Raw genomic sequence first — 20,587 nt, 5'->3', positions numbered from 1 at the left:
CGGTCGCTTTCGCTTACGCCAGAACGGCCTTGGCCTTGGCCACGACGTTCTCGACGGTGAAGCCGAAGTGCTTGAACAGCACGCCGGCGGGGGCCGATTCGCCGAAGGTGTCGATACCGACCACGGCGCCTTCCAGACCGACATACTTGTACCAGAACGAGGTCACGCCGGCCTCGATGGCCACGCGCGGCACGCCGCGGGTCAGCACCGATGCCTTGTAGGCGGCGTCCTGGCGGTCGAACACGTCGGTCGAGGGCATCGATACGATGCGCGCGGCGATGCCTTCGGCAGCCAGCGCGTCGGAGGCCTTCACGGCCAGTTCGATTTCCGAGCCGGTGGCGATCAGCGTCACCTTGGCGTTGGCCGCGTCGCGCAGCACGTAGCCGCCGCGGGCGATGTCCTTCACCTGCGCGTCGCTGCGTTCCTGGAACGGCAGGTTCTGGCGCGAGAAGATCAGGGTGCTCGGACCGTCCTTGCGCTTGATGGCCTCAGCCCACGCCACCGCGGTTTCGGTGGTGTCGCAGGGACGCCAGTTGTCCAGGTTGGGGATCAGGCGCAGGCTGGAGACGTGCTCGATCGACTGGTGGGTCGGGCCGTCTTCGCCCAGGCCGATCGAGTCGTGGGTGAACACGAACAGCGAGCGCGCCTTCATCAGCGCGGCCATGCGCAGGGCATTGCGGCTGTAGTCGGAGAAGGTCAGGAAGGTGGCGCCGAACGGCAGGTAGCCGCCGTGCAGGGTGATACCGTTCATGACGGCGCTCATGCCGAACTCGCGCACGCCGTAGTTGATGTGGTTGCCGGCCTGGTCGGCGCGCACGGGCACCGATTCCTTCCAGTTGGTCAGGTTGGAGCCGGTCAGGTCGGCCGAGCCGCCCAGGAATTCAGGCAGCGCCTGCGCGTAGGCCTGGATGGCGTTCTGGCTGGCCTTGCGGGTGGCGATGGTTTCCTTCTTCTCGATGGTCGAGTTGATGTAGGCGGCCACGGTCGATTCGAAGGCGGCCGGCAGCTCGCCCTTCAGGCGGCGCAGCAGCTCGGAGGCTTCGGCCGGATATTTGGCGGCGTAGGCGTCGAAGGTCTGCTGCCACTTGGTTTCGAAGTCGGCGCCGCTGGCCTTGGCGTCCCATGCCGAGTACACGTCGGCCGGGATCTCGAAGGGTGCGGACGTCCAGCCCAGCGCCTCGCGCACGGCGGCGATTTCCTTGTCGCCCAGCGCGGCGCCGTGCACCTTGTCGGTGCCGGCCAGGTTGGGCGAGCCCTTGCCGATCACGGTGCGGCAGCAGATCAGGGTCGGCTTGTCGGCCAGCTTGGCCTGGTGGATGGCGGCGCTGACCGCTTCCACGTTGTGGCCGTCCACGCCCGGGATCACGTTCCAGCCGTAGGCTTCGAAGCGCTTCGGGGTGTCGTCCTTGAACCAGCCTTCGACGTGGCCGTCGATGGAAATGCCGTTGTCGTCGTACAGCACGATCAGCTTGGACAGGTTCAGCACGCCGGCCAGCGAGCAGGCCTCGTGCGAGATGCCTTCCATCAGGCAGCCGTCGCCGACGAAGGCGTAGGTGTAGTGGTCGACCACGGACAGGTCGGGCTTGTTGAATTCGGCGGCCAGCAGTTTCTCGGCCAGCGCCATGCCCACCGCATTGGTGATGCCCTGGCCCAGCGGACCGGTGGTGGTTTCCACGCCCGGGGTGATGTGCACTTCGGGGTGGCCGGCGGTCTTGGAATGCAGCTGGCGGAAGGACTTGATGTCGTCCATCGACAGGTCGTAACCGGTCAGGTGCAGCAGCGCATACTGCAGCATGGAGCCGTGGCCGTTGGACAGCACGAAGCGGTCGCGGTTGGCCCAGTGCGGATTGGCCGGGTTGTGGCGGTAGTGCTTGGCCCACAGGGCCACTGCGATTTCAGCCATCCCCATCGGCATGCCCGGGTGTCCGGAATTGGCTTTTTGAACGGCGTCCATCGCCAGCGCGCGGATCGCGTTGGCCATCTTGTCGGTGGGGAGAGTGGAAATCATGTCGGTGTCAGAAAGTTGCTGGAGTCGCCGCTAGGCGCATAAACCTGGTTCGGGAGCCAAGGCATTGGTGCAGCCGGCTCCGGTGCCGCCGATCGTTTCAAATCGGAATCAAATACAAACCCCGGGAGACCGGGGTTGTGCGGGGCCGTATTTTACCAGAGTGCGCGCCGGGATTAAAATTCAGGGCTGCCGCCGCGGCCTGCATGTAAACGTATCCGCCCACCTCATCTTTCGCCTCCCTGGAACCGCCCCATGCCTCGTTTCTTCTGTCCCCAAGCCCTGAGCGTAGGATCGGCCCTGACCCTGCCCGAACACATCGCCCATCATGTGCAGGTGCTGCGCATGCAGCCGGGGGATCACGTCACCCTGTTCAACGGCGAAGGCGGCGAATACACCGCCACCCTCACCGCCATCGAAAAGAAGCGCGCCCACGCCGAGCTCAAGACCTTCTCGCCGCGCGAGGCCGAGCTGCCCTACGCGCTGACGCTGGCCCAGGCGCTGCCGGAAGGCGCGAAGATGGACTGGATCGTCGAGAAAGCCGTGGAGCTGGGCGCCACCGCCATCGTGCCGCTGGCCGCACAGCGCTGCGTGGTGCGCCTGTCCGGCGATCGCGCCGAGAAAAAACAGGCGCATTGGCACGGCATCGTGCACGCCGCCGCCGAACAATGCGGGCGCAACCGCGTGCCGCACCTGGCCGAGGTCAGCGATTTCCGGCGCTGGGTCGGGCAAAGCGACCTGCATCGCCGCATCCTGCTCTCGCCGCGCGGCGAACAGCCGTTGTCGGGCTGGGCGCGCCATCATCCGCCCCAGGCCGTGACGCTGATGGTCGGCCCGGAGGGCGGCTTCAACCCGGAAGAGGAAGAACTTGCCTGCGCGCAAGGCGCGCTGATGCTGTCCATGGGGCCGCGCGTGCTGCGCACCGAGACCGCCGGCATGGCGGCGCTGACCGCGCTCAATGCCATCTGGGGAGAAATGTAGGCGCCAGGCGCCGATGATTCCAAAACGGCAACTTCGACCGCCGGCGGCGCTTGATTCGACGCCGCCCGCCACCAATTAAAGGAAAGCTTCCGAAAACATTTATAATGGAAGGCTTTTGCAACAGCGCATCTTTCCAGTATTTCAACCAGCGGCTCAATGAAGGTATTTCGCGGACTTCCCAACGCCGAATCGCGCGCGCCCTGCGCGCTGACGATCGGCAATTTCGACGGCGTGCACCTCGGCCACCAGGCCCTGCTCTCGCGCGTGCGCGAGGCCGCCGACCGCCTCGGGCTGGACGCCGCGGTGATGACCTTCGAGCCGCACCCGCGCGAATTCTTCGCCCAGCTGGCCGGCACGCCGGAACGCGCGCCGGCGCGCATCGCCAACCTGCGCGACAAGCTGCAGTCGCTGGCCGGCGCCGGCATCGACCGCGTAGTGGTGGAGCATTTCGGCAGCCACTTCGCCGCGCTCTCGCCGCAAGACTTCATCGAGAAGATCCTGGTGCAGGGCTTGCACGTGCGCTGGCTGATGGTGGGCGACGATTTCTGCTTCGGCGCGCGCCGCGCCGGCAACCTGCAAACCCTGGTCGAGGCCGGCAAGAAATACGGTTTTGAAGTGCACTCGATGCCCACCGTCACCAACGCCGGCGTGCGCATCTCCTCGTCGGCGGTGCGCGCGGCGCTGGCCGAGGGCGATTTCGACCTGTCGCGCCAGCTGCTGGGCCACTCCTACGCCATCAGCGGCCACGTGGTCCATGGCAAGAAGCTGGGCCGCACGATCGGTTTCCCCACGCTGAACATGCGCGTGGGCCACAAGCGCCCCGCCCTCTCGGGCATCTTCGTGGTCCAGGTGCACGGCATGGCCGGGCAACCACTGCCGGCGGTGGCCAGCCTGGGCGTGCGCCCGACGGTGGACGACAGCGGCCGCGTGCTGCTGGAGACCCACCTGCTGGATTTCCAGGGCGACTGCTACGGCAAGCTGCTGCGCGTGGAATTCCTCAAGAAGCTGCGCGACGAGGAAAAGTACATCGACCTGCCCACGCTGACCGCGGCCATCGCGCGCGATGCCGAGCAGGCCCGCGCCTGGTTCCGCGAGAGCGCCTCCTTCGCCGTGTCGGCGACCGACCGAATTTGACCGCTGGCCGGCGGCCGGGCGCGACGCCCGCCGCCGTCCAGCCGCCCGTCTTGTGCGCCGCATGCGCACCCAGCATCGAGAATCATCCGGAATCAACCGCATCCAACAGAGATATTTGCCATGTCGAACAACGAATCGTCCGCCAAGCCGGGCAAGCAGGAAAAAGCCGGCAAGGCGCCGTCCAGGTATCCGGTCAACATGACCGAAACCGCGTTCCCGATGCGCGGCGACCTGGCCAAGCGCGAACCGCAATGGGTCAAGCAATGGCAGGAGAAGAAGGTCTACGAGCGCATCCGCAAGGCCTCGGCCCAGCGCCCCAAGTTCATCCTGCATGACGGCCCGCCGTATGCCAACGGCGACATCCACATCGGTCACGCCGTCAACAAGATCCTCAAGGACATGATCGTCAAGGCCCGCAACATGGCCGGCTTCGACGCGCAGTACGTGCCCGGCTGGGATTGCCACGGCATGCCCATCGAGATCCAGATCGAAAAGCAGTTCGGCAAGAACCTGCCGGTAGCCGAAGTGCAGGCCAAGGCGCGCGCCTATGCCGGGGAGCAGATCGAGCGCCAGAAGGCCGATTTCATCCGCCTGGGCGTGCTGGGCGAGTGGGACAACCCGTACAAGACCATGAACTTCTCCAACGAGGCCGATGAGCTGCGCGCGCTCGGCACCATCCTGGAGAAGGGTTACGTCTATCGCGGCCTCAAGCCGGTGAACTGGTGCTTCGACTGCGGCTCGGCGCTGGCCGAGGCGGAGGTGGAATACCAGGACAAGCGCGACCCGGCCATCGACGTCGGCTTCCCCTTCGCCGAACACGACAAGCTGGCCACCGCCTTCGGCCTGGCCGAGCTGCCCACGCGCAACGGCTACATCGTGATCTGGACCACCACGCCCTGGACCATCCCGTCCAACCAGGCGCTGAACGTGCATCCCGAGTTCGACTACGCGCTGGTGGAGACCACCCGCAACGGCGAGCCGCTCCTGCTGATCCTGGCCCGCGACCTGGTCGAATCCTGCCTGCAGCGCTTCGGCCTGGAAGGCCGCGTGATCGCCACCGCCAAGGGCGAGGCGCTGTCACTGATCCGTTTCCACCATCCGCTGGCCAAGGCGGACGCCGGCTACGACCGCCTCTCGCCGATCTACCTGGGCGACTACGTGACCGCCGACAGCGGCACCGGCATCGTGCACTCGGCCCCGGCCTACGGCATCGAAGACTTCATCTCGTGCAAGGCGCACGGCATGAAGGATGACGACATCCTCAACCCGGTGATGGGTGACGGCCGCTACGCGTCGTGGCTGCCGCTGTTCGCCGGCCTGACCATCTGGGAAGCGTCCAAGCCGATCTGCGCCAAGCTGGAAGAGATGGGCTCGCTGTTCAAGCTGGTCATGTTCGACCACAGCTACATGCACTGCTGGCGCCACAAGACGCCGATCGTCTACCGCGCCACCTCGCAGTGGTTCGCCAGCATGGACAACGTCCCCAAGGACGGCGGCCCCAGCTTGCGCCAGACCGCGCTGCAAGGCATCGAAGACACGGCCTTCTTCCCCTCCTGGGGCAAGGCGCGCCTGCACGGCATGATCGCCAACCGTCCGGACTGGACGCTGTCGCGCCAGCGCCAGTGGGGTGTGCCGATGGCCTTCTTCGTGCACAAGGAAACGGGCGAGCTGCATCCGCGCACGCCGGAGCTGGTGGAACAGATCGCGCAGCGCATCGAGAAGGGCGGCATCGAGGCCTGGCAGGCGCTCGATCCCCGCGAGCTGCTGGGCGAGGACGCCGAACACTACCTCAAGAACCGCGACACGCTGGATGTCTGGTTCGACTCCGGCACCACGCACCAGACCGTGCTGCGCGGCTCGCACAAGCAGCAGTCGCAGTTCCCGGCCGACCTCTACCTGGAAGGCTCGGACCAGCATCGCGGCTGGTTCCACTCGTCGCTGCTGACCTCGTCCATGCTCAACGGCCGCGCGCCGTACAAGGCGCTGCTCACGCACGGCTTCGTGGTCGACGGCGAGGGCAAGAAGATGTCCAAGTCCAAGGGCAACGTGGTGGCGCCGCAGAAGGTGTCGGATTCGCTGGGCGCCGAGATCCTGCGCCTGTGGGTGGCATCGACCGACTATTCGGGCGAGCTGTCGATCTCCGATGAAATCCTCAAGCGCGTGGTGGAGTCGTATCGCCGCATCCGCAACACGCTGCGCTTCCTGCTGGCCAACACCTCGGACTTCGACTTCGGCAAGCACGCCGTGCCGGTGGCCGAGATGCTGGAAATCGACCGCTACGCGATCGCCAACATGGCGCGCCTGCAGGCCGAGGTGCTGGCGCACTTCGAGTCCTACGAATTCCACCCGGTGGTGGCCAAGCTGCAGGGCTATTGCTCGGAAGACCTGGGCGGCTTCTACCTCGACATCCTCAAGGATCGCCTCTACACCAGCGGCGCGGAGTCGGCAGCGCGCCGCTCGGCGCAGACCGCGGTGTGGCACATCACCCAGTCGCTGCTGCGCCTGATGGCGCCGATCCTGTCGTTCACAGCGGAAGAAGCCTGGAGCTTCTTCGCCGGCGAGGAAACCTTCGCCCAGAGCGACGAGACCATCTTCTCGCAGACCTACTACGCGCTGCCCGAGGTGGCAGATGCCGAGGCCCTGCTGGGCAAGTTCGCGGTGCTGCACGAAGTGCGCGCGGCGGTGACCAAGCAGCTGGAAGAGGTGCGCATCGCCGGCGGCATCGGTTCGTCCCTGCAGGCCGAAGTCGAGGTCAAGGCGGCCGGCGACAAAGCCGCGCTGCTCGACAGCCTGGGTGAAGACCTCAAGTTCGTGCTCATCACCTCCGGCGCCAAGGTCAGCCGCGTGGCTACGGCCGAAGAAGAAGCGGTGGTCGTGACGCCGTCGGCCCACCAGAAGTGCGAACGCTGCTGGCACTACCGCGCCGATGTCGGCGCGCACGCCGAACATCCCGGCCTGTGCGGCCGCTGCTACGCCAACCTGTTCGGCCAGGGCGAGCAGCGCCGCTTCGCCTGATCCCCGGAAACGCCGGCAAGCCGGCCCGCGCATGGCATGAGCTTCGGCAGAGGCATGCGCGGGCCGCTCAACTCAAACAACAATACCCATGGCAACCAAAAAGCGCTCCTCCCCTCCCGCACGGCCGGCCGGCTCGCCTGCTTCGGCACAGGGCCTGCTGCCCTGGCTGGGCATCGCCACCATCGTGCTGCTGCTCGACCAGCTCTCCAAGATCACCATCCTGAAATTGTTCCACTACGGCGAGTCGCTGCCGGTGACCGGCTTCTTCAACCTGGTGCTGGTGTACAACAAGGGTGCGGCCTTCAGCTTCCTGGCCGCCAGCGGCGGCTGGCAGCGCTACCTGTTCACCGTCATCGGCATCGCCGCGGCGGTGTTCATCATCCACCTGCTGCGCAAGCATCCCGGCCAGCGCATGTTCTGCTGGGCGCTGGCCCTGATCCTGGGCGGCGCCATCGGCAACGTGATCGACCGCGTCGCCTACGGCCACGTGATCGACTTCCTCGACGTCTTCGTCGGTAACTGGCACTGGCCCGCCTTCAACCTGGCCGATAGTGCGATTTGCGTAGGTGCGGTATTGTTCGTCGTGGACGAACTGCGCCGGGTTTCCAAGAAGTAAAGACCGGCCCCGCTGGTTCGCTCGCGAAGCCCTCGCGCTTCGCTTCATTCCGGAAGCAAGGAGCAACACATGGATCTGGCTGGCAAGAAAATCGTACTCGGCCTGACCGGCGGCGTGGCCTGCTACAAGGCCGCGATGCTGGCGCGCGAACTCGGCCGCGCCGGCGCGTCGGTGCAGGTGATCATGACCCAGGCCGCCACGCAGTTCATCACCGCGGTGACCATGCAGGCGCTGACCGGCAACACCGTCTACACCGACCAGTGGGATGCGCGCATGGAGAACAACATGCCGCACATCAATCTCACCCGCGACGCCGACGCCGTCGTGATCGTCCCCTGCTCCACCGATTTCATGTCCAAGCTGGCGCACGGCGCCTGCGACGACCTGCTCTCCACACTGTGCGTGGCCCGCCCGGCGCATGTGCCGCTGATGGTGGCGCCGGCCATGAACGTGGAGATGTGGCAGAACCCGGCCACGCAGCGCAACGCGCGCCGGCTGCGCGAAGACGGCATCCTGCTGCTCGGCCCCGACGCCGGCGCGCAGGCTTGCGGCGAGATGGGCGAAGGACGCATGCTGGAACCGGCGCAGCTGATGGAAGAAATCATCGCCGCCTTCCAGCCCAAGCTGCTGGCCGGACGCCGCGTGCTGCTCACAGCCGGCCCCACGTTCGAACCGATCGACCCGGTGCGCGGCATCACCAATCTCTCGTCCGGCAAGATGGGCTACGCGGTGGCGCGCGCGGCGCGCGAAGCCGGCGCCGAGGTCACGCTGGTGTCCGGCCCGACCGCGCTGGAAGCGCCCTACGGCGTGCTCAGGATCGATGTGCAGACCGCGCAGCAGATGCATGACGCGGTGATGGCCAACGTCGCCGGCCAGGACCTGTTCGTGGCGGTGGCGGCGGTGGCCGACTGGCGCGTGGCCAACGCCAGCGCGCGCAAGCTGAAGAAGAACGCCGACGACGATACGCTGCGCCTGGAGTTCGCGCAGAACCCCGACATCCTGGCCGAGGTCGCCGCCCTGCCACGCCGCCCGTATTGCGTGGGCTTCGCGGCGGAGTCCGAGAATCTTGAACAATACGGCGCGGCCAAGCGGGCCAGGAAGAACATTCCACTCCTGGTCGGCAACATCGGCCACCAGACCTTCGGCCGCGACGACAACTCACTGACGCTGTTCGACGAGCAAGGCCACACCAGCCTGCCGCGCGCGGACAAGCAGACCCTGGCACGCCAGCTGGTGCGCGAGATCGCGCGCCGCATGGCGTCCTGAACCCGACACGGCCCGCCATCGCGGGCCGTGCCTTTTCACTCCTATCTGCATCCATGAAGACCATCGACATCAAGATCCTCGACCCGCGCATGAAAGACCAACTGCCCGCCTATGCGACCCCGGGCAGCGCCGGCCTGGACCTGCGCGCCTGCATCGATGCGCCGCTGACCATCGCCCCCGGCTCGACCCATTTGATCCCGACCGGCCTGGCGATCCACCTGGCCGATCCCGGCTATGCGGCGGTGATCCTGCCGCGCAGCGGCATGGGCCATAAGCACGGCATCGTGCTGGGCAACCTGGTGGTTATGGGGAACTGAGCGCACTGTCTCAAGTGTCTCAAAATGGCAGCCTCAAACATAGAATAAGAACTATTCCTTAATTACGTTGCACCATCTGACAGTGTCTCAACTGTCTCACGCCCTCTCCTCTCGCTCATCCCGAGCACAATCAGAAATTCCCCGCTTCAATTTTCGAAGACTATTTACCGCAGGTCAGCAGTTTTATTTTTTTGGCATGGACTCGTCGTTCCCCTTAAGCAAGTTTTGCTTATTACCTCCAAAGTCAACACTGCACGGAGAAGAATTAGCTTGCCGCATTTCTACGTAATTCGTAGAATAAATTTGTAAATCTCTCCGCCAGAGTTAAACCTCGCTCGCTAGATAGCTTGCTCAGTGACCTCACGAGAGAAGCACTCACCTCTTCCGGCACTTTGCCCAAGTTAAGCACGTCAATGTCACAACGTCAGTTTCAAATCAGCTCATCCAGCCATTCGGTCGGTTTTTTTCATTGCGACCTTCGCAAAGGCGACCTCGCTTTTCACTACGATGCGCAATGGAAGCATCGCCCAGAAGCGTTCGCGTTGTCGCCGCACTTACCTCTTTTCAATGACGGTATTTCTTCTCAGAAGATTGCAAGCTATCTTGCGAATCTGCTACCAGAAGGACAAATGCGAAAAATTGGAGCGATCCGAAACAAGCTATCTTCTGCAAATGTATTAGCCATGGTTCAGACCTGTGGTCACGAACCTGCCGGTGCTTTTAGCCTGCTATGTCAAGATGACGAGCCCAATCCCTCTACCAGTATCTCTCCGGTCTTCAGTCATCTATCGGACGATGAACTAGCAGCCCGAGTAACCAACAGAAGCAGCATTCCGTTCTCCCTCTGGCATGGTCGCTTCTACCAAAGCCTCGCCGGCACTCAGGACAAAATGCAGGTGGGAATGAAGGAAGGGAATCTGTATTTGCTAGACGGGAGTTTGAATTCAACTCACATCATCAAGCCAGAGGCCCGTGATCCGGCAACTCCATTTATGGTGGCAAATGAGCATTACTGCATGTCCCTAGCTGGAGCAATGGGGTTACCGGTAGCTCAGGTTCACATCCGGCGGATTCCTGATCCAATTTTGGTTATAGAACGGTTTGACCGGGTGTGGAATTCAAAGTCAGACATCCTCCAACCAGGCAACGTCGAGCGTGTACATGCAATTGATGGCTGCCAAGCCGTTGGTGCTGCTAGTTGGGAGAAGTACGAACAATGCGTGGAGAATCAATCTTTCGGGGTGGGATTCAAAAGACTCTTCAAGCTTGAACCGTTCTTTGTGAATCCTGAAGAAGGACGCCTATTTATCATTCGATGGGCACTTTTCAGTCTTCTTATTGGCAACAATGACGCTCATGCAAAGAATATTTCATTCTTCCAGACGAATGACGGACTGATCCCGGCGCCAATGTATGACCTCACGTCAACGCAAGTATATGGTGATGCGATCTTACAGAATTTGGCGGTGAGCTATGGTGGTGCCTTCAGATTCGAAGATGTGACTCAAACCACAATGATTCGCTTCTCTGAAGATGCCAATTTCTCCAGTCGCTTGATGGCGCTTGAGATGGAAAGATTGGCGGCAGCTGCACAAAGACATTATGAGCGTCTCGTTGATGCTGCTATTTACAGTCAGGGAGAACTAGCGCTGGTCAGTAAAATTTCTGACGTTGTCCGCACGAGAATCGACTGGATGCAAAAAACGGCAGATAGCCTTTTAGTTCGTAAGCCAGCACTTCGAGGTGCACCGTGAATGAGATTGATCTTGGAAAAACACTTAAAGCTTTGGCCAATGAGCGAGGACTTTCCGAATGGGAGTTATCGCGTCAATCGAACGTAAAGATCGATCTAGTGGCTGCCGCCCTGAGAGGTTCTGGCCACGTGCCTATTGGTGCCTGGTGCCGGCTGGCTACCGCTCTCAATATTGAGCTGACTCTAACAGACAGGACCGAGACCATTCGTCCAGTCAGCGCCGTGGAAACCATGATTGACAGAGCGCTGAGACGTCTTCGGAAGAGAGAGTCTGTATCTACCGAAAACTTGATTGCTCCGCTGCGGCGCGTAGTAGCGCTTGCAGACTTAACCTCAACACCTCCTCGCACAGAAGAAGACATCCGTCGGGCAATCATCGAAGGCAGAGTCGCCGAACTGAAGCCGGATCAGGCTTAGCCGAGCCTGTTGGAAAGCATGGAAGGAGCTACATGGTCTATGTCTCAATCATCAATAAGCACGGGCAAGTAATACGCCCGACGATTTCGTGGCCTGGGACGAAAGGATATGGAGTCATGCCCCATTCGTTGTCTATGAAGACTAGGTCGGTATGGCAGACGCCGCAGTTGCTGACTTCGATTTCCACTTCTTCCGATTCTGGAGCACTCAGTTCGTAGGTGAAGGGCTTGAGCTCCTGGCCGGCTTCGAAGGCGGCCCATGCTTTTACTTGTGTCATCTCGGGATTCCGTACTGAGTTGGGGTGGCAGCTACTCTAAATAGCCGACCGCTCTTCAAATCCGAGATAAGTGCTCAAAAGTCCTGTTGTACTTGCTGACCATTAGGTTTGCTCAGAATGCGCCAACGCCACGCTGTCCCCTCGGCCTGTTGCCATGGCAAGGGAGACAAACGTGGCGTTGGTTGTGCAGGTGTCGCCAGTGACGGCGCGCCCTTACTTACCAATCACTTCAATGATGCGTTGGCCGATGTACTTAGGCATTACCGTTTTGCGAGACGAAGCCAGTTACTCGTTCGGGATGAGCGACAGCTAAGCGCAGGCCGGTCGGCGCGCCATAGTCGAAGACGTACATCGCATAGGTCTTCAGGCCAACGCTATCCACGAATGCCTCCAATGTCTTAGCCATCGCATCAAATGTGTAAACGTAGTTTTGGTCCTCAGGCACCTCCGTGAAACCGAAACCAGGCAAGTCGGGAGCAATCACGTGAAAACGCTCGGCCAGCTGCGGAATCAGTTCGCGGAATTGATGAGAGGAGCTCGGATAGGCAAGGCGCCCCTGCTCATCTAGGCAACCGTCTTGCTATCACCCCTCCTCCAGCACTCTAATTCTCGTATAATCGTCCGAAGGCCTATCGTCGCCTCCCGCACGCGCCCTTCTGGGTATGGCGAAGACGATTGTTTGAACCGGATTCCTCCTATCGATTGATTTCTTAGGGCGGCCCCGCAAAGCGTGCACCGGATATACCGCCTGGAGAAACCAATGGATATTCAGCAACTTAAACTGCTGGCCAAGTCCCTGCGCGAGCTATTCGAACGCAACAGCGCTCGCCCCCTAGGCCACGAAAAATCACTCAACCTTATAGCGGCGGTCCCTGGTCTCCGAAATTGGTCGGTGGTCAGCAAATCTCCAGATAAAGTTTTAGCGTGCCAATTTGATGAAAGTGCAGCCAATCGACTGGCGCGCCGAATTGAGATGGACATCGGCCCCCCTGCATTTTCACCAGAACTCCTCCTCAAAACTCTACGCGCGACGACATCACCGGCACTCAAGGTTTGGCCATCAGGGCCAGCGCCGGGGATTTATCTGACACCGTCTCCCGATGCAATCTCAGCGCTCCTGGACAATTTCGACACTGGGACTGAAGGTTCACTCATTTACACTGAGCAGGCTACGGGACATCAACGACCGCTGGTTATCGGCGAAGAAGGAATTTGGTCAGAAGCGCTCCTTAAAGCCCCCTCTGGAACGTTGCTCGTCTTGGGTTGCTTTCATTTGAACCAGGATGAATGGAGCTTACATGCAGGCAAATTGGAGCGCGCACGTATTCTGGTTGAGCGGCATGGCTATCGCATTGCCATCCTTTTGAACACTCCGAGCGCTAGGACAATGTATGACGACGTCCTACTGTTGTTGGACCATACCTCCGTCGTAGCAAACACCCTGTTCACCGGAGTCTTCGGCCAGGTAACAGAAATGGGAGAACTTTCGGCCTACTCAGAAAGAGCACGCAAGGAGGTAGCTCCTCAGCTGGTTTCGCTCCCTCCCTCAGAACCAGCTATACCGAAAGCAATAATTGCGGCGCTCGCCCCTGCATTGCAAGACTGCCACAAAGGTCTGATAGTGTTGGGCGTCCCTAGGATAAATCGCTTCGACGCCCTCGAAGTTGCCGCCGACATTCTTCGAATGACTGACCACGTCGGGCCGGCAGCGAGAGTTCCCGGACGCCCTGGCTTGGTACTGGGCTCAGACGGAGTACCTGAATCGATAAGGAGACTGCCGCTTTTCCCCTCGGTCGAATCAGCGCATGCGCAGGGATACAAGAGGATCGTTTTTGAGACGCTTTTTACCGCACGTCAGACCATTGCCAAATACAGCGAAGATTGTCTGCTAATTGGCTACGCGATTGGGGCCTCATTCATCGACGACATCATTGTCCGCATCGTGTCTCCAACCATTGATGACACAGATATGGCTTTAATTGAAAACGTCATTGCCTTGGGAACGATTTCCAATATCGACGATTTCAATCGAGAACTCGGCATCGGCGATTTGTTTATCAAGTCCCGCAATCCAGCCACTAGTGTTTCAATCGAGATGGAGGATGGCTTTGAATACGGAGACGTTTTACAAGAAACACTGGGTACGCAACGTCTCTGTCAGCTCATTTTCAAGAGCAAACTCGCGCTCGAATCTCACGTACAACTTCTCCATCTGATCGCATCTCAGGTCATTACAGCGGAAAAATGGTTTGCAATCGCGGAAGCTGCTGATTTTCCAGAGAATTTTCTCGAACGCTTGAAGCGCCAGTATGATGAAGCACGCTCCCAGGAAGGCCGACGGAAGATTTCTCAGTAGTGAGCAACGATGGAATGCAGCAGTGAGGTGCTGCATCCTTTACACTACGGCTCCCCAGCCATTTTCATAGCCAGGAACAGATCGCCACTAGTATATTTCGGCGACACAGAGAGGTCCCACTAGAGGACCTCATGGAGACAAACCGTTTATGGGTATGAAAGCATGAGAACCAGAACTGCACAGCAACGCATCGCAATCACTATTGATGGCACAGTCATGGAAATATGGGTAAGGCAGTCTGGACAAACCACTTGGCGCGCCCGAGGCTTCTTCAATAGCAATCACATCGAGACAACCGGCGAATCCATTTCCGCCGCTACTACGGCATGGAAGATGCAAGCTACACTCAGCGCTCGCACCTCCGCTCTTTAGTGGCTATGGTTACGGCAATGGGCGAATCAGCTTTTCGCCCCATTCAATGAGCTTGAATTCGACATTCAGTGTAGCTTGTACATAGACGCTTTCCATCTCATCGAAAGATGCAGCGACGATACTCTGAAGCCCTGGCTCCGCCGACAGCAATTGGAAAAGTGCATGCTGACTTTCAGCACGCATGGAATGCTGACCAGGTTCATCGAAACACAAAAAACCTAGATGCTTTCCATTGACATCTTGCGTGACCGACGTTTGATACAAGGCCAGCAAATAGCTCCAAATGAGGCGAACGAAATCGCTAGCGCTTGAGTCGGATTTGATGTCTGTTCTTTTCTTAGCGCCATATTCACGAAGCTCAATATTCCTCAGCGTCGGAGTCAGAAGCTCACGTCCAATTTCGATGTCCTCAATGGGTGCGCTTTCATATCCAAAGGAGCCAGCGTTTGCCCGAAACATTTTTTGGAATATGGTGATTTTTCGCTCATCATCCTCGGTGTATCGCTCTTTCGGGAGAGACGCACGTTGCAGTTGATTTTCACGTAGCTGTGCAGCCAATCCCTCCAAGGTTGGCAATTTCTCACCCAACATTTTTTCTACGTTCAAAAGCCGCTCAACTTCAGTTTCAAGTTGTACCTGGCGACGAATTAATGCTCTCGATTGGACAGCACCGGCACTGACATCTCCGCGAAGCGCCTTGAGAAGATCACTTTTCGCTGCGAGGCGGCGTCCCAATTCTTGAGATATTCGCTCTGCCTGAACAATATCCCCCCGCAATCCGATGACCTGCCGCTCCAGCATCGACACTTGGCTTTTCAGGTAAGTGATGTTTTCATCCAAACTCATCACGGGACCCGTAATAGCCTCCCCCAAAAGCGACTCAGATATTGTCTGCATGCACGTGGGGCAACGGTCCTGGGAAAGATTCGGGGCGTAATCAGAGCCAAATCCCTTTAGCTTCTGCGCTGTACGGTTTCGTGCCAAATCTTCTTTTGCTTCAACGAGCAATTCCTCGTACTCATTGAGAGAGGCCCTCTTCAGGGTTAGCTGCGTGATCCCTTGCTCATGTAGAAAATTCAGTTCGCGCAGCTCATTTGCGACCGTTTCAAGGTCGGAAACTGCCTCATCACTGTTCGCCTTCTGATAACCATCAATCTTTTGATTCAACCCACGGTATTCTTCTCGCAGCCTCGTCCGATACTGAGGGAACGTCAGAGCCTCATCACCAATCTTCTTCTCAAGATAAACTGGGTCTCGCTTAAAAGTAGCATCTGGTCGTCCAGGCAAGGACATCACTGTGAAACCTTCAGCGTTGGCAGCGCGAGTCAACTCCCCAACGATCTTGATCCATCCTTCGTGAATCTGAACGGACTCGCTGTTTAAGCGGTTTCTCAGTGCATCCGTTTCAAAAACATTAAGACCAAGCAAATACTCCACTACTTTGGTACGCACCTCTTTAATCCCATAAAACGGGATTGTCGCGACGTAATCGGTCCAACCACGCTTTTGTTCAACAGCATGCGCGGCAAAAATTGTTTGCAGATATAACTTGGCTTCGCCCCCCGATGTATTCGGCACCGATGGCAAGCTTAGCCCCAAGAAGCCCTCAAGAAACTTGTGGAATCCCTCTTCAATCTGAGCGGCATATGCATCATGAATGTATTTGGGTTCAGGATTCTCAAATGGCAAATTTCCTGTTAAGCAGTTACCTTGAAAAACCTCTATAAGCTTTTGCTTTCGGACAGGATGTTTGATGGCTCGTCGCAAAGTCACTACCTGGCCAGCATGGTTTTCAATCTGGACAAATACTTCCGATGTCACCACGTCATGTCGCTTACCTTCATACAAGAAATGGTCGCGGACACCATATGGGAGAACCTGCTCGTCGCGGCCGCCCACAAGCTCTTCCATCCCAAGCGAATAAAGTAGAGTATTAAACAGCGTGCTCTTGCCGGCTGAATTCCGTCCACGCACTACAGTTAGCCTACGCGCAAACTCAAAGTCAAAACCAAAATCCCCTGCTGCTGTTGTAATCTGCAATTTCACAGCATTGATTTTCATACCTCTCCCCATTTGTCTGACACGGTCGTTACCATCGCTTCAGTGAGCGACTTTCCAATTGCGGTCAGAAACTCTCTCTCGCTTGCAAGGTTGTCGTCTTCCTTGCAAATTTCTCGTGCAAACTTCTTTCCAGTTTCAGTAAGTTGATAACCGGTTGATGTAGTAGCGACTAGCTTCTCCGCCTCTGCAAATCTCAAGGCAATAGCCATCACGGGGTCAAAACCCCAAGCTGCAATAGTCAGCTTCTTTTGCCTGACACAATCCAATAACCTTTTCTGACGAGAGTCTGTCTTCAAAGCCCAGTTCAACAATTGGAGGCGCGGCAGTGTCGATTTAGCGCCCCAAGAGGCCAACTGCAAAATCAGAAGTATTTGAGCAATTTTGTAGAGTGGACGGTGTTCGGGAAATATGGGAAGTGGGCGCCGAACGAAGCGCAGCTTTTTTAATTGCTCACTCATAGTCTAACGAGCACACTGCGAGCCAGCGTGCCACGATGTGCCTCGCCACTTGGCTGGCATTTGTCTCGTTAAATTCCGGCTTGAGATCATTTACGATTCGACTAATCAGACCATTTTGGACAAGCGACGTAAGTTCCTCTGCCGAGCCGGTCCATGTGATTGCTTTTTCCAGGACCGTGTTCTCGTATTCACGGACAAGCGCGATGAGTCGTCCATGTACAACGGGAGCGCTCCGCTCTATCTCATGGAGAAATTTTTCGGTTTCCATGAAGCTGCGAAGCGTATTTCCAGTTAGTACGGATACTAGGCGCTCGTATGTGGGAGAACTTTTCTTGGGTTCAAGACGCACGATGCACTTCCTACGTACGTTGGCTTCGTACTCCTCTGGCGGGCCTGTCAGCTCATCCAAACGTGGGGGGGATGAGAACAAATCGAGGGCTTGACCTTGCGCAGACTGAACTTGCCGAATCTCAAGCAAATAATGCTCCGCATCGTGCAACAGAATTCGGAAATCTGGATCAACGTGCGGAAGGCACGCATCTCGGACCAACTTCTCTTTAACTCGCGCATGCCTCAGAAGTGCATTGCTGGCCAAATCGGGCGTCACAAATACCCAGTTCACCACCTTCGTTGTCCCCAACAGGGCGAGAAGATCGTCTTTGTTATTTATGAGTTTGTTGATGTCGTCGGTGATTTTTTGCCGCTGCTTTTCATATAGTTCCTTGCGGCTGTACTGCTTTTCAGGGCAATAGCACTGGAAACCATACCCCGTTTTGGAGGTATAGCCTTCCAAACCATAGTCCCCTGGACTGACCTGAATATGCTGATAGCCATCAGCACCGTATTTTCTTTTAAACACCAACTGGCAAAGGTTCTCCCAGCTGGTGCCATGGAAGGCCCCAAATGCTGTTTGATACATGTTTGTTGAAGTTATTCCCCGTAAGTTGGGAAAATATACATCATTTAACAAGTCCGCAACTATCTTACGTACGTGGATAGCTTGGCAAAAAGGGCTGCCAGTAAAGATAAGCAGCCCTTCGTGATTCAGATCAACGTATTACCATTTCCACATTGATAACGCGCTTACGGCGCCACAACGTCAATCACAATCTTGCCGGTCACCTTATCGGATTCCTCGTCAACAGATGGGCATCGATAGCCGAATTCCCCCCACAGTCCAAGTGGAATTCAAACGACTGCCTTGGCGCAAAGCTTTTCGCTCAGTGCCCACAAACCTTCGGCTAATTGCGTATCCATTGCTTGCGTCTGTGGAGTGGCAGGCTTTCTTTTTGATACATATTGGCCACGCAGTTCTGCTGCTTCTTTCGACGTCGCGAGCCAAATGAGTGAGTCAGCACCCACCTCCGGAGGCACTGCAAATGGTGCTGCTATTTGATAGACCATGTTCAGCAGGAAGCCCTGGTCTGAACCCATTCCTCCGAATTGGGTCCGCACCATTCCGGGTTCAAAGCAGTTCGCGACTGCGTCGGTGCCCGCAAGTCTGCGCTGCAACTCTTTTGTGAAGAGAATATTTGCCAACTTGGATGTTGCATAGGCTCGAGGGCCAGAGACTCCAAGTTCCGTCGGAGTCTTCTCCAAGTCCAGTTTGCCACGTGCCTGCATGGAGCTTGCAGTTGATACAACTCGTGCACCAGGCGTCGCCCGTATCAGGTTGAGCAGCTTTGTCGTAAGAGTGAAATATGCCATGTGATTGAGCGCAAAGGTCAACTCAATACCATCGCTTCTTCAAACGCGAACTGCACACGGTAAGTCACCAGCTTCAGCCCGGGGATGGCCTTGGCCGCCCACCTGACAGGTTCAGGGAACCCACTGGCTACCAGCATCGCCCGCGGCGGCTTACCTTCTTTCTCAGCGTACCAGCCCATATACCGGGCGATTTGTCCAATCGAGGAATCCTTGGCTTCGCCTGCTTTCAGCTCGATGATGACCGTACGGCCCTCACGGTCACGCGCGAGCAGGTCCAGCCGACCAACGTCACTCGTCTCTTGCCGGGACACGAGGGTCAGACCCGGCTCGAGCACGTCAAGGTGACCGACGATTTGGTCTTCAAGGTCGCGCTCGAGGCTCAAGCTGCTCTCGACGTATTCTGTCAAATCTTGCGGTGTCGAGTCCTCGACCACTGCGGCAGCTAGCTCGCTCGCTTCGAGCGCAGCGTCATTGGTGAAGATGACAAACTCATCTTTGAAGTTCGGTGTGGCCCGTAGTCCTGCATCTAGCCAATATTTTGCATGCGGCTGACTTGCGGCGTTATTTGTCCACCAAGCGGGATACTGACGTGCCGACGCCGGCAGGCCGCCTAAAACGACTTCGTCTAACTCGTCAAACGACTTGATAAATTGAGCGTTTGGGTTTGCAAGCAGGTACTGGGTAAGCAGCGAATATCTGGACATTCAGGCCTTAGCTGTTTATATAGAAGTTGTGACTAGCTTACCGGTCGGGCAGAGCGGCTGACAACACAAAGTAGTACCTCTTTACAGCCGACCTGCCTTCAATTCGGCAACGTCCAACAGTCCATCCGCGACACAGGTGAGTGCTTTGCGTTTTGCCGCTTCGAGGCTTCTCGGGAAGGTCTGCCATGGCGGGCTGTAGTCAGTCTCTATAAACACAAGGTCGACTTTCCATTTCCCAGTCGTCTGCCGGTACAACCGGACCTTGAAACCGTCGATAGTCGCGGCCCACACATCGTCATGCTGCCTCTTCCAGTCAACCTGGGCCTGCTTGTACTCGAGCAGTCGCTGCTGGTTCACCAGCATCTTTGCGATGACCAACATCTCGCCTGAGACTGCCGTGTCGCCGGCCGACATGCGCTGGATGCTCCGCATGATGGCCGCTTTCGAACGGTAGTCGCCCAACCGACGCAGCCTGAGAGCCAGTTCCGTGGGCGTCTCGTCAAGCTCCTCTAGAAGCTCTCGGAACAGGTTGGTGCGTTCTTCCGGCATGCTGCCGGGTGGCGTGTCGTCGTTGCCTTCAATCTCAGTTTGCTCGTTGGTCATGGTGTGCTCTTGACTTCTTTTGTCGCAAAATTATGCGTCATATTGACGCCAATGTAAACGACGTTCTAGAGACGTGGACTGCTGGCCATACCCGGCATGACTCCTCAATTCCTCACCCTCGAAAAACTGTAAGGCACCTACGGTGCGACGCGCGGCGGTGTGACCGCGGCCACCGAGGCTGCAGCACAAACCATCAGGCTCTCCGCTTGGCTCACCGCAGGGGCGATCAAATCTCGGAAGCAAAGAAGGGCCCTGAAACAGATGTTCCTGGACTTAAGAGAGCTGAGATACAAGGAGGCGTATGACCGAGTGGCTGCCTTCAGCAGGCAATGGAAGGTGGGTCAAATGGAGAGGGGCAAATCCGCGAGCAAATCAACACACATAGGATTCACGCCCCGAAACACGGCCATCGCGAGCAGATATTGAATGTCTCAACTCGGCCGTCCTGGTTGGAAGCGCGGAGCGCCAATTGCTCACTGACATCGAACTACGAAAGATCAGAGGAGAATATTAGAGATCGATAGAACATCGCCCCTGATTTCATC

At 58.1% G+C, this 20,587-nt stretch carries 15 protein-coding genes and 3 pseudogenes; 9 read left to right on the top strand and 9 right to left on the bottom strand.

Features of this window, described 5'->3' with window-relative positions:
* Nucleotides 1-13: 13 nt before the first annotated feature.
* A pseudogene (gene tkt, locus Herbaro_RS06085) lies at nucleotides 14-2,017 on the bottom strand (transketolase); the annotation flags it as partial.
* Nucleotides 2,018-2,260: 243 nt separating this feature from the next.
* Between tkt and Herbaro_RS06080 the strand changes: the two are divergent.
* From Herbaro_RS06080 to Herbaro_RS06045, 8 genes and pseudogenes are all read left to right on the top strand, one after another.
* A complete protein-coding gene (locus tag Herbaro_RS06080; RefSeq protein WP_275012933.1) occupies nucleotides 2,261-2,986 on the top strand; it encodes a 16S rRNA (uracil(1498)-N(3))-methyltransferase in 726 nt (241 codons plus the stop codon).
* 156 nt (nucleotides 2,987-3,142) lie between these two features.
* A complete protein-coding gene (locus Herbaro_RS06075) occupies nucleotides 3,143-4,120 on the top strand; it encodes a bifunctional riboflavin kinase/FAD synthetase (RefSeq protein ID WP_275012932.1) in 978 nt (325 codons plus the stop codon).
* 120 nt (nucleotides 4,121-4,240) lie between these two features.
* Nucleotides 4,241-7,135 carry an isoleucine--tRNA ligase gene (gene ileS, locus Herbaro_RS06070; RefSeq protein ID WP_275012931.1) on the top strand — a complete coding sequence of 965 codons (2,895 nt, stop codon included), beginning with the start codon at nucleotides 4,241-4,243 and terminating at the stop codon, nucleotides 7,133-7,135.
* An 88-nt stretch (nucleotides 7,136-7,223) separates the two neighbouring features.
* A complete protein-coding gene (gene lspA, locus Herbaro_RS06065) occupies nucleotides 7,224-7,751 on the top strand; it encodes a signal peptidase II (protein ID WP_275012930.1) in 528 nt (175 codons plus the stop codon).
* A gap of 69 nt (nucleotides 7,752-7,820) precedes the next feature.
* Entirely contained in the window at nucleotides 7,821-9,017 is a 1,197-nt protein-coding gene (coaBC, locus tag Herbaro_RS06060) for a bifunctional phosphopantothenoylcysteine decarboxylase/phosphopantothenate--cysteine ligase CoaBC (RefSeq protein WP_275012929.1), read from the top strand.
* Between the two features lie 53 nt (nucleotides 9,018-9,070).
* A pseudogene (locus tag Herbaro_RS06055) lies at nucleotides 9,071-9,319 on the top strand (dUTP diphosphatase); the annotation flags it as partial.
* A 428-nt stretch (nucleotides 9,320-9,747) separates the two neighbouring features.
* Nucleotides 9,748-11,088, top strand: a complete 1,341-nt coding sequence (locus Herbaro_RS06050; RefSeq protein ID WP_275012928.1) for a HipA domain-containing protein — start codon at nucleotides 9,748-9,750, stop codon at nucleotides 11,086-11,088.
* Nucleotides 11,085-11,504, top strand: coding sequence for a hypothetical protein (locus Herbaro_RS06045; RefSeq protein WP_275012927.1), 420 nt, complete (start codon nucleotides 11,085-11,087; stop codon nucleotides 11,502-11,504). Before Herbaro_RS06050 ends, Herbaro_RS06045 begins: the two co-directional genes overlap by 4 nt.
* A 37-nt stretch (nucleotides 11,505-11,541) precedes the next feature.
* Here the strand turns inward: Herbaro_RS06045 and Herbaro_RS06040 are convergent, their stop codons facing one another.
* Together Herbaro_RS06040 and Herbaro_RS06035 are read right to left on the bottom strand one after the other, a co-directional pair.
* The gene (locus Herbaro_RS06040) at nucleotides 11,542-11,781 is read right to left on the bottom strand and encodes an alcohol dehydrogenase catalytic domain-containing protein (protein WP_275012926.1); all 240 of its coding nucleotides are present in this window, start codon (nucleotides 11,779-11,781) and stop codon (nucleotides 11,542-11,544) included.
* 256 nt (nucleotides 11,782-12,037) lie between these two features.
* Nucleotides 12,038-12,325 (bottom strand): annotated as a pseudogene (locus tag Herbaro_RS06035) (alpha/beta fold hydrolase); the annotation flags it as partial.
* A gap of 216 nt (nucleotides 12,326-12,541) precedes the next feature.
* Between Herbaro_RS06035 and Herbaro_RS06030 the strand changes: the two are divergent.
* Complete coding sequence (locus tag Herbaro_RS06030) at nucleotides 12,542-14,137, top strand: hypothetical protein (protein WP_275012925.1); 1,596 nt, start codon at nucleotides 12,542-12,544, stop codon at nucleotides 14,135-14,137.
* A gap of 381 nt (nucleotides 14,138-14,518) precedes the next feature.
* Here the strand turns inward: Herbaro_RS06030 and Herbaro_RS06025 are convergent, their stop codons facing one another.
* The 6 genes from Herbaro_RS06025 to Herbaro_RS06000 all read right to left on the bottom strand — a co-directional run bounded on the left by Herbaro_RS06025 (nucleotide 14,519) and on the right by Herbaro_RS06000 (nucleotide 20,042).
* The gene (locus Herbaro_RS06025) at nucleotides 14,519-16,570 is read right to left on the bottom strand and encodes a hypothetical protein (protein ID WP_275012924.1); all 2,052 of its coding nucleotides are present in this window, start codon (nucleotides 16,568-16,570) and stop codon (nucleotides 14,519-14,521) included.
* Nucleotides 16,567-17,028: a hypothetical protein gene (locus Herbaro_RS06020; protein ID WP_275012923.1), complete on the bottom strand. Its 462-nt coding sequence runs from the start codon at nucleotides 17,026-17,028 to the stop codon at nucleotides 16,567-16,569. The genes Herbaro_RS06025 and Herbaro_RS06020 overlap by 4 nt, the downstream gene beginning before the upstream one ends.
* The gene (locus tag Herbaro_RS06015; RefSeq protein WP_275012922.1) at nucleotides 17,021-17,947 is read right to left on the bottom strand and encodes a hypothetical protein; all 927 of its coding nucleotides are present in this window, start codon (nucleotides 17,945-17,947) and stop codon (nucleotides 17,021-17,023) included. The genes Herbaro_RS06020 and Herbaro_RS06015 overlap by 8 nt, the downstream gene beginning before the upstream one ends.
* Nucleotides 17,948-18,216: 269 nt before the next feature.
* A complete protein-coding gene (locus Herbaro_RS06010; protein WP_275012921.1) occupies nucleotides 18,217-18,735 on the bottom strand; it encodes a Rossmann-fold NAD(P)-binding domain-containing protein in 519 nt (172 codons plus the stop codon).
* 17 nt (nucleotides 18,736-18,752) lie between these two features.
* Nucleotides 18,753-19,439, bottom strand: coding sequence for an endonuclease NucS domain-containing protein (locus Herbaro_RS06005; protein ID WP_275012920.1), 687 nt, complete (start codon nucleotides 19,437-19,439; stop codon nucleotides 18,753-18,755).
* An 81-nt stretch (nucleotides 19,440-19,520) separates the two neighbouring features.
* Nucleotides 19,521-20,042, bottom strand: a complete 522-nt coding sequence (locus tag Herbaro_RS06000) for a hypothetical protein (RefSeq protein ID WP_275012919.1) — start codon at nucleotides 20,040-20,042, stop codon at nucleotides 19,521-19,523.
* Nucleotides 20,043-20,587: the final 545 nt, after the last annotated feature.

The organism is Herbaspirillum sp. WKF16 (genome assembly GCF_028993615.1).
Taxonomy (GTDB): domain Bacteria; phylum Pseudomonadota; class Gammaproteobacteria; order Burkholderiales; family Burkholderiaceae_D; genus Herbaspirillum.
The sequence above is the reverse complement of the archived record's forward strand: the minus strand, read 5'-3'. Positions and strand labels throughout refer to the sequence as shown.

What these genes read in the sequence shown, in the direction of transcription:
- Herbaro_RS06080 (WP_275012933.1), top strand. Translation starts at nt 2,261, where the DNA reads ATGCCTCGTTTCTTCTGTCCCCAAGCCCTGAGCGTAGGATCGGCCCTG.
- Herbaro_RS06075 (WP_275012932.1), top strand. Translation starts at nt 3,143, where the DNA reads ATGAAGGTATTTCGCGGACTTCCCAACGCCGAATCGCGCGCGCCCTGC.
- ileS (WP_275012931.1), top strand. Translation starts at nt 4,241, where the DNA reads ATGTCGAACAACGAATCGTCCGCCAAGCCGGGCAAGCAGGAAAAAGCC.
- lspA (WP_275012930.1), top strand. Translation starts at nt 7,224, where the DNA reads ATGGCAACCAAAAAGCGCTCCTCCCCTCCCGCACGGCCGGCCGGCTCG.
- coaBC (WP_275012929.1), top strand. Translation starts at nt 7,821, where the DNA reads ATGGATCTGGCTGGCAAGAAAATCGTACTCGGCCTGACCGGCGGCGTG.
- Herbaro_RS06050 (WP_275012928.1), top strand. Translation starts at nt 9,748, where the DNA reads ATGTCACAACGTCAGTTTCAAATCAGCTCATCCAGCCATTCGGTCGGT.
- Herbaro_RS06040 (WP_275012926.1), bottom strand. Translation starts at nt 11,781, where the DNA reads ATGACACAAGTAAAAGCATGGGCCGCCTTCGAAGCCGGCCAGGAGCTC.
- Herbaro_RS06030 (WP_275012925.1), top strand. Translation starts at nt 12,542, where the DNA reads ATGGATATTCAGCAACTTAAACTGCTGGCCAAGTCCCTGCGCGAGCTA.
- Herbaro_RS06025 (WP_275012924.1), bottom strand. Translation starts at nt 16,570, where the DNA reads ATGAAAATCAATGCTGTGAAATTGCAGATTACAACAGCAGCAGGGGAT.
- Herbaro_RS06020 (WP_275012923.1), bottom strand. Translation starts at nt 17,028, where the DNA reads ATGAGTGAGCAATTAAAAAAGCTGCGCTTCGTTCGGCGCCCACTTCCC.
- Herbaro_RS06015 (WP_275012922.1), bottom strand. Translation starts at nt 17,947, where the DNA reads ATGTATCAAACAGCATTTGGGGCCTTCCATGGCACCAGCTGGGAGAAC.
- Herbaro_RS06010 (WP_275012921.1), bottom strand. Translation starts at nt 18,735, where the DNA reads ATGGCATATTTCACTCTTACGACAAAGCTGCTCAACCTGATACGGGCG.
- Herbaro_RS06005 (WP_275012920.1), bottom strand. Translation starts at nt 19,439, where the DNA reads ATGTCCAGATATTCGCTGCTTACCCAGTACCTGCTTGCAAACCCAAAC.
- Herbaro_RS06000 (WP_275012919.1), bottom strand. Translation starts at nt 20,042, where the DNA reads ATGACCAACGAGCAAACTGAGATTGAAGGCAACGACGACACGCCACCC.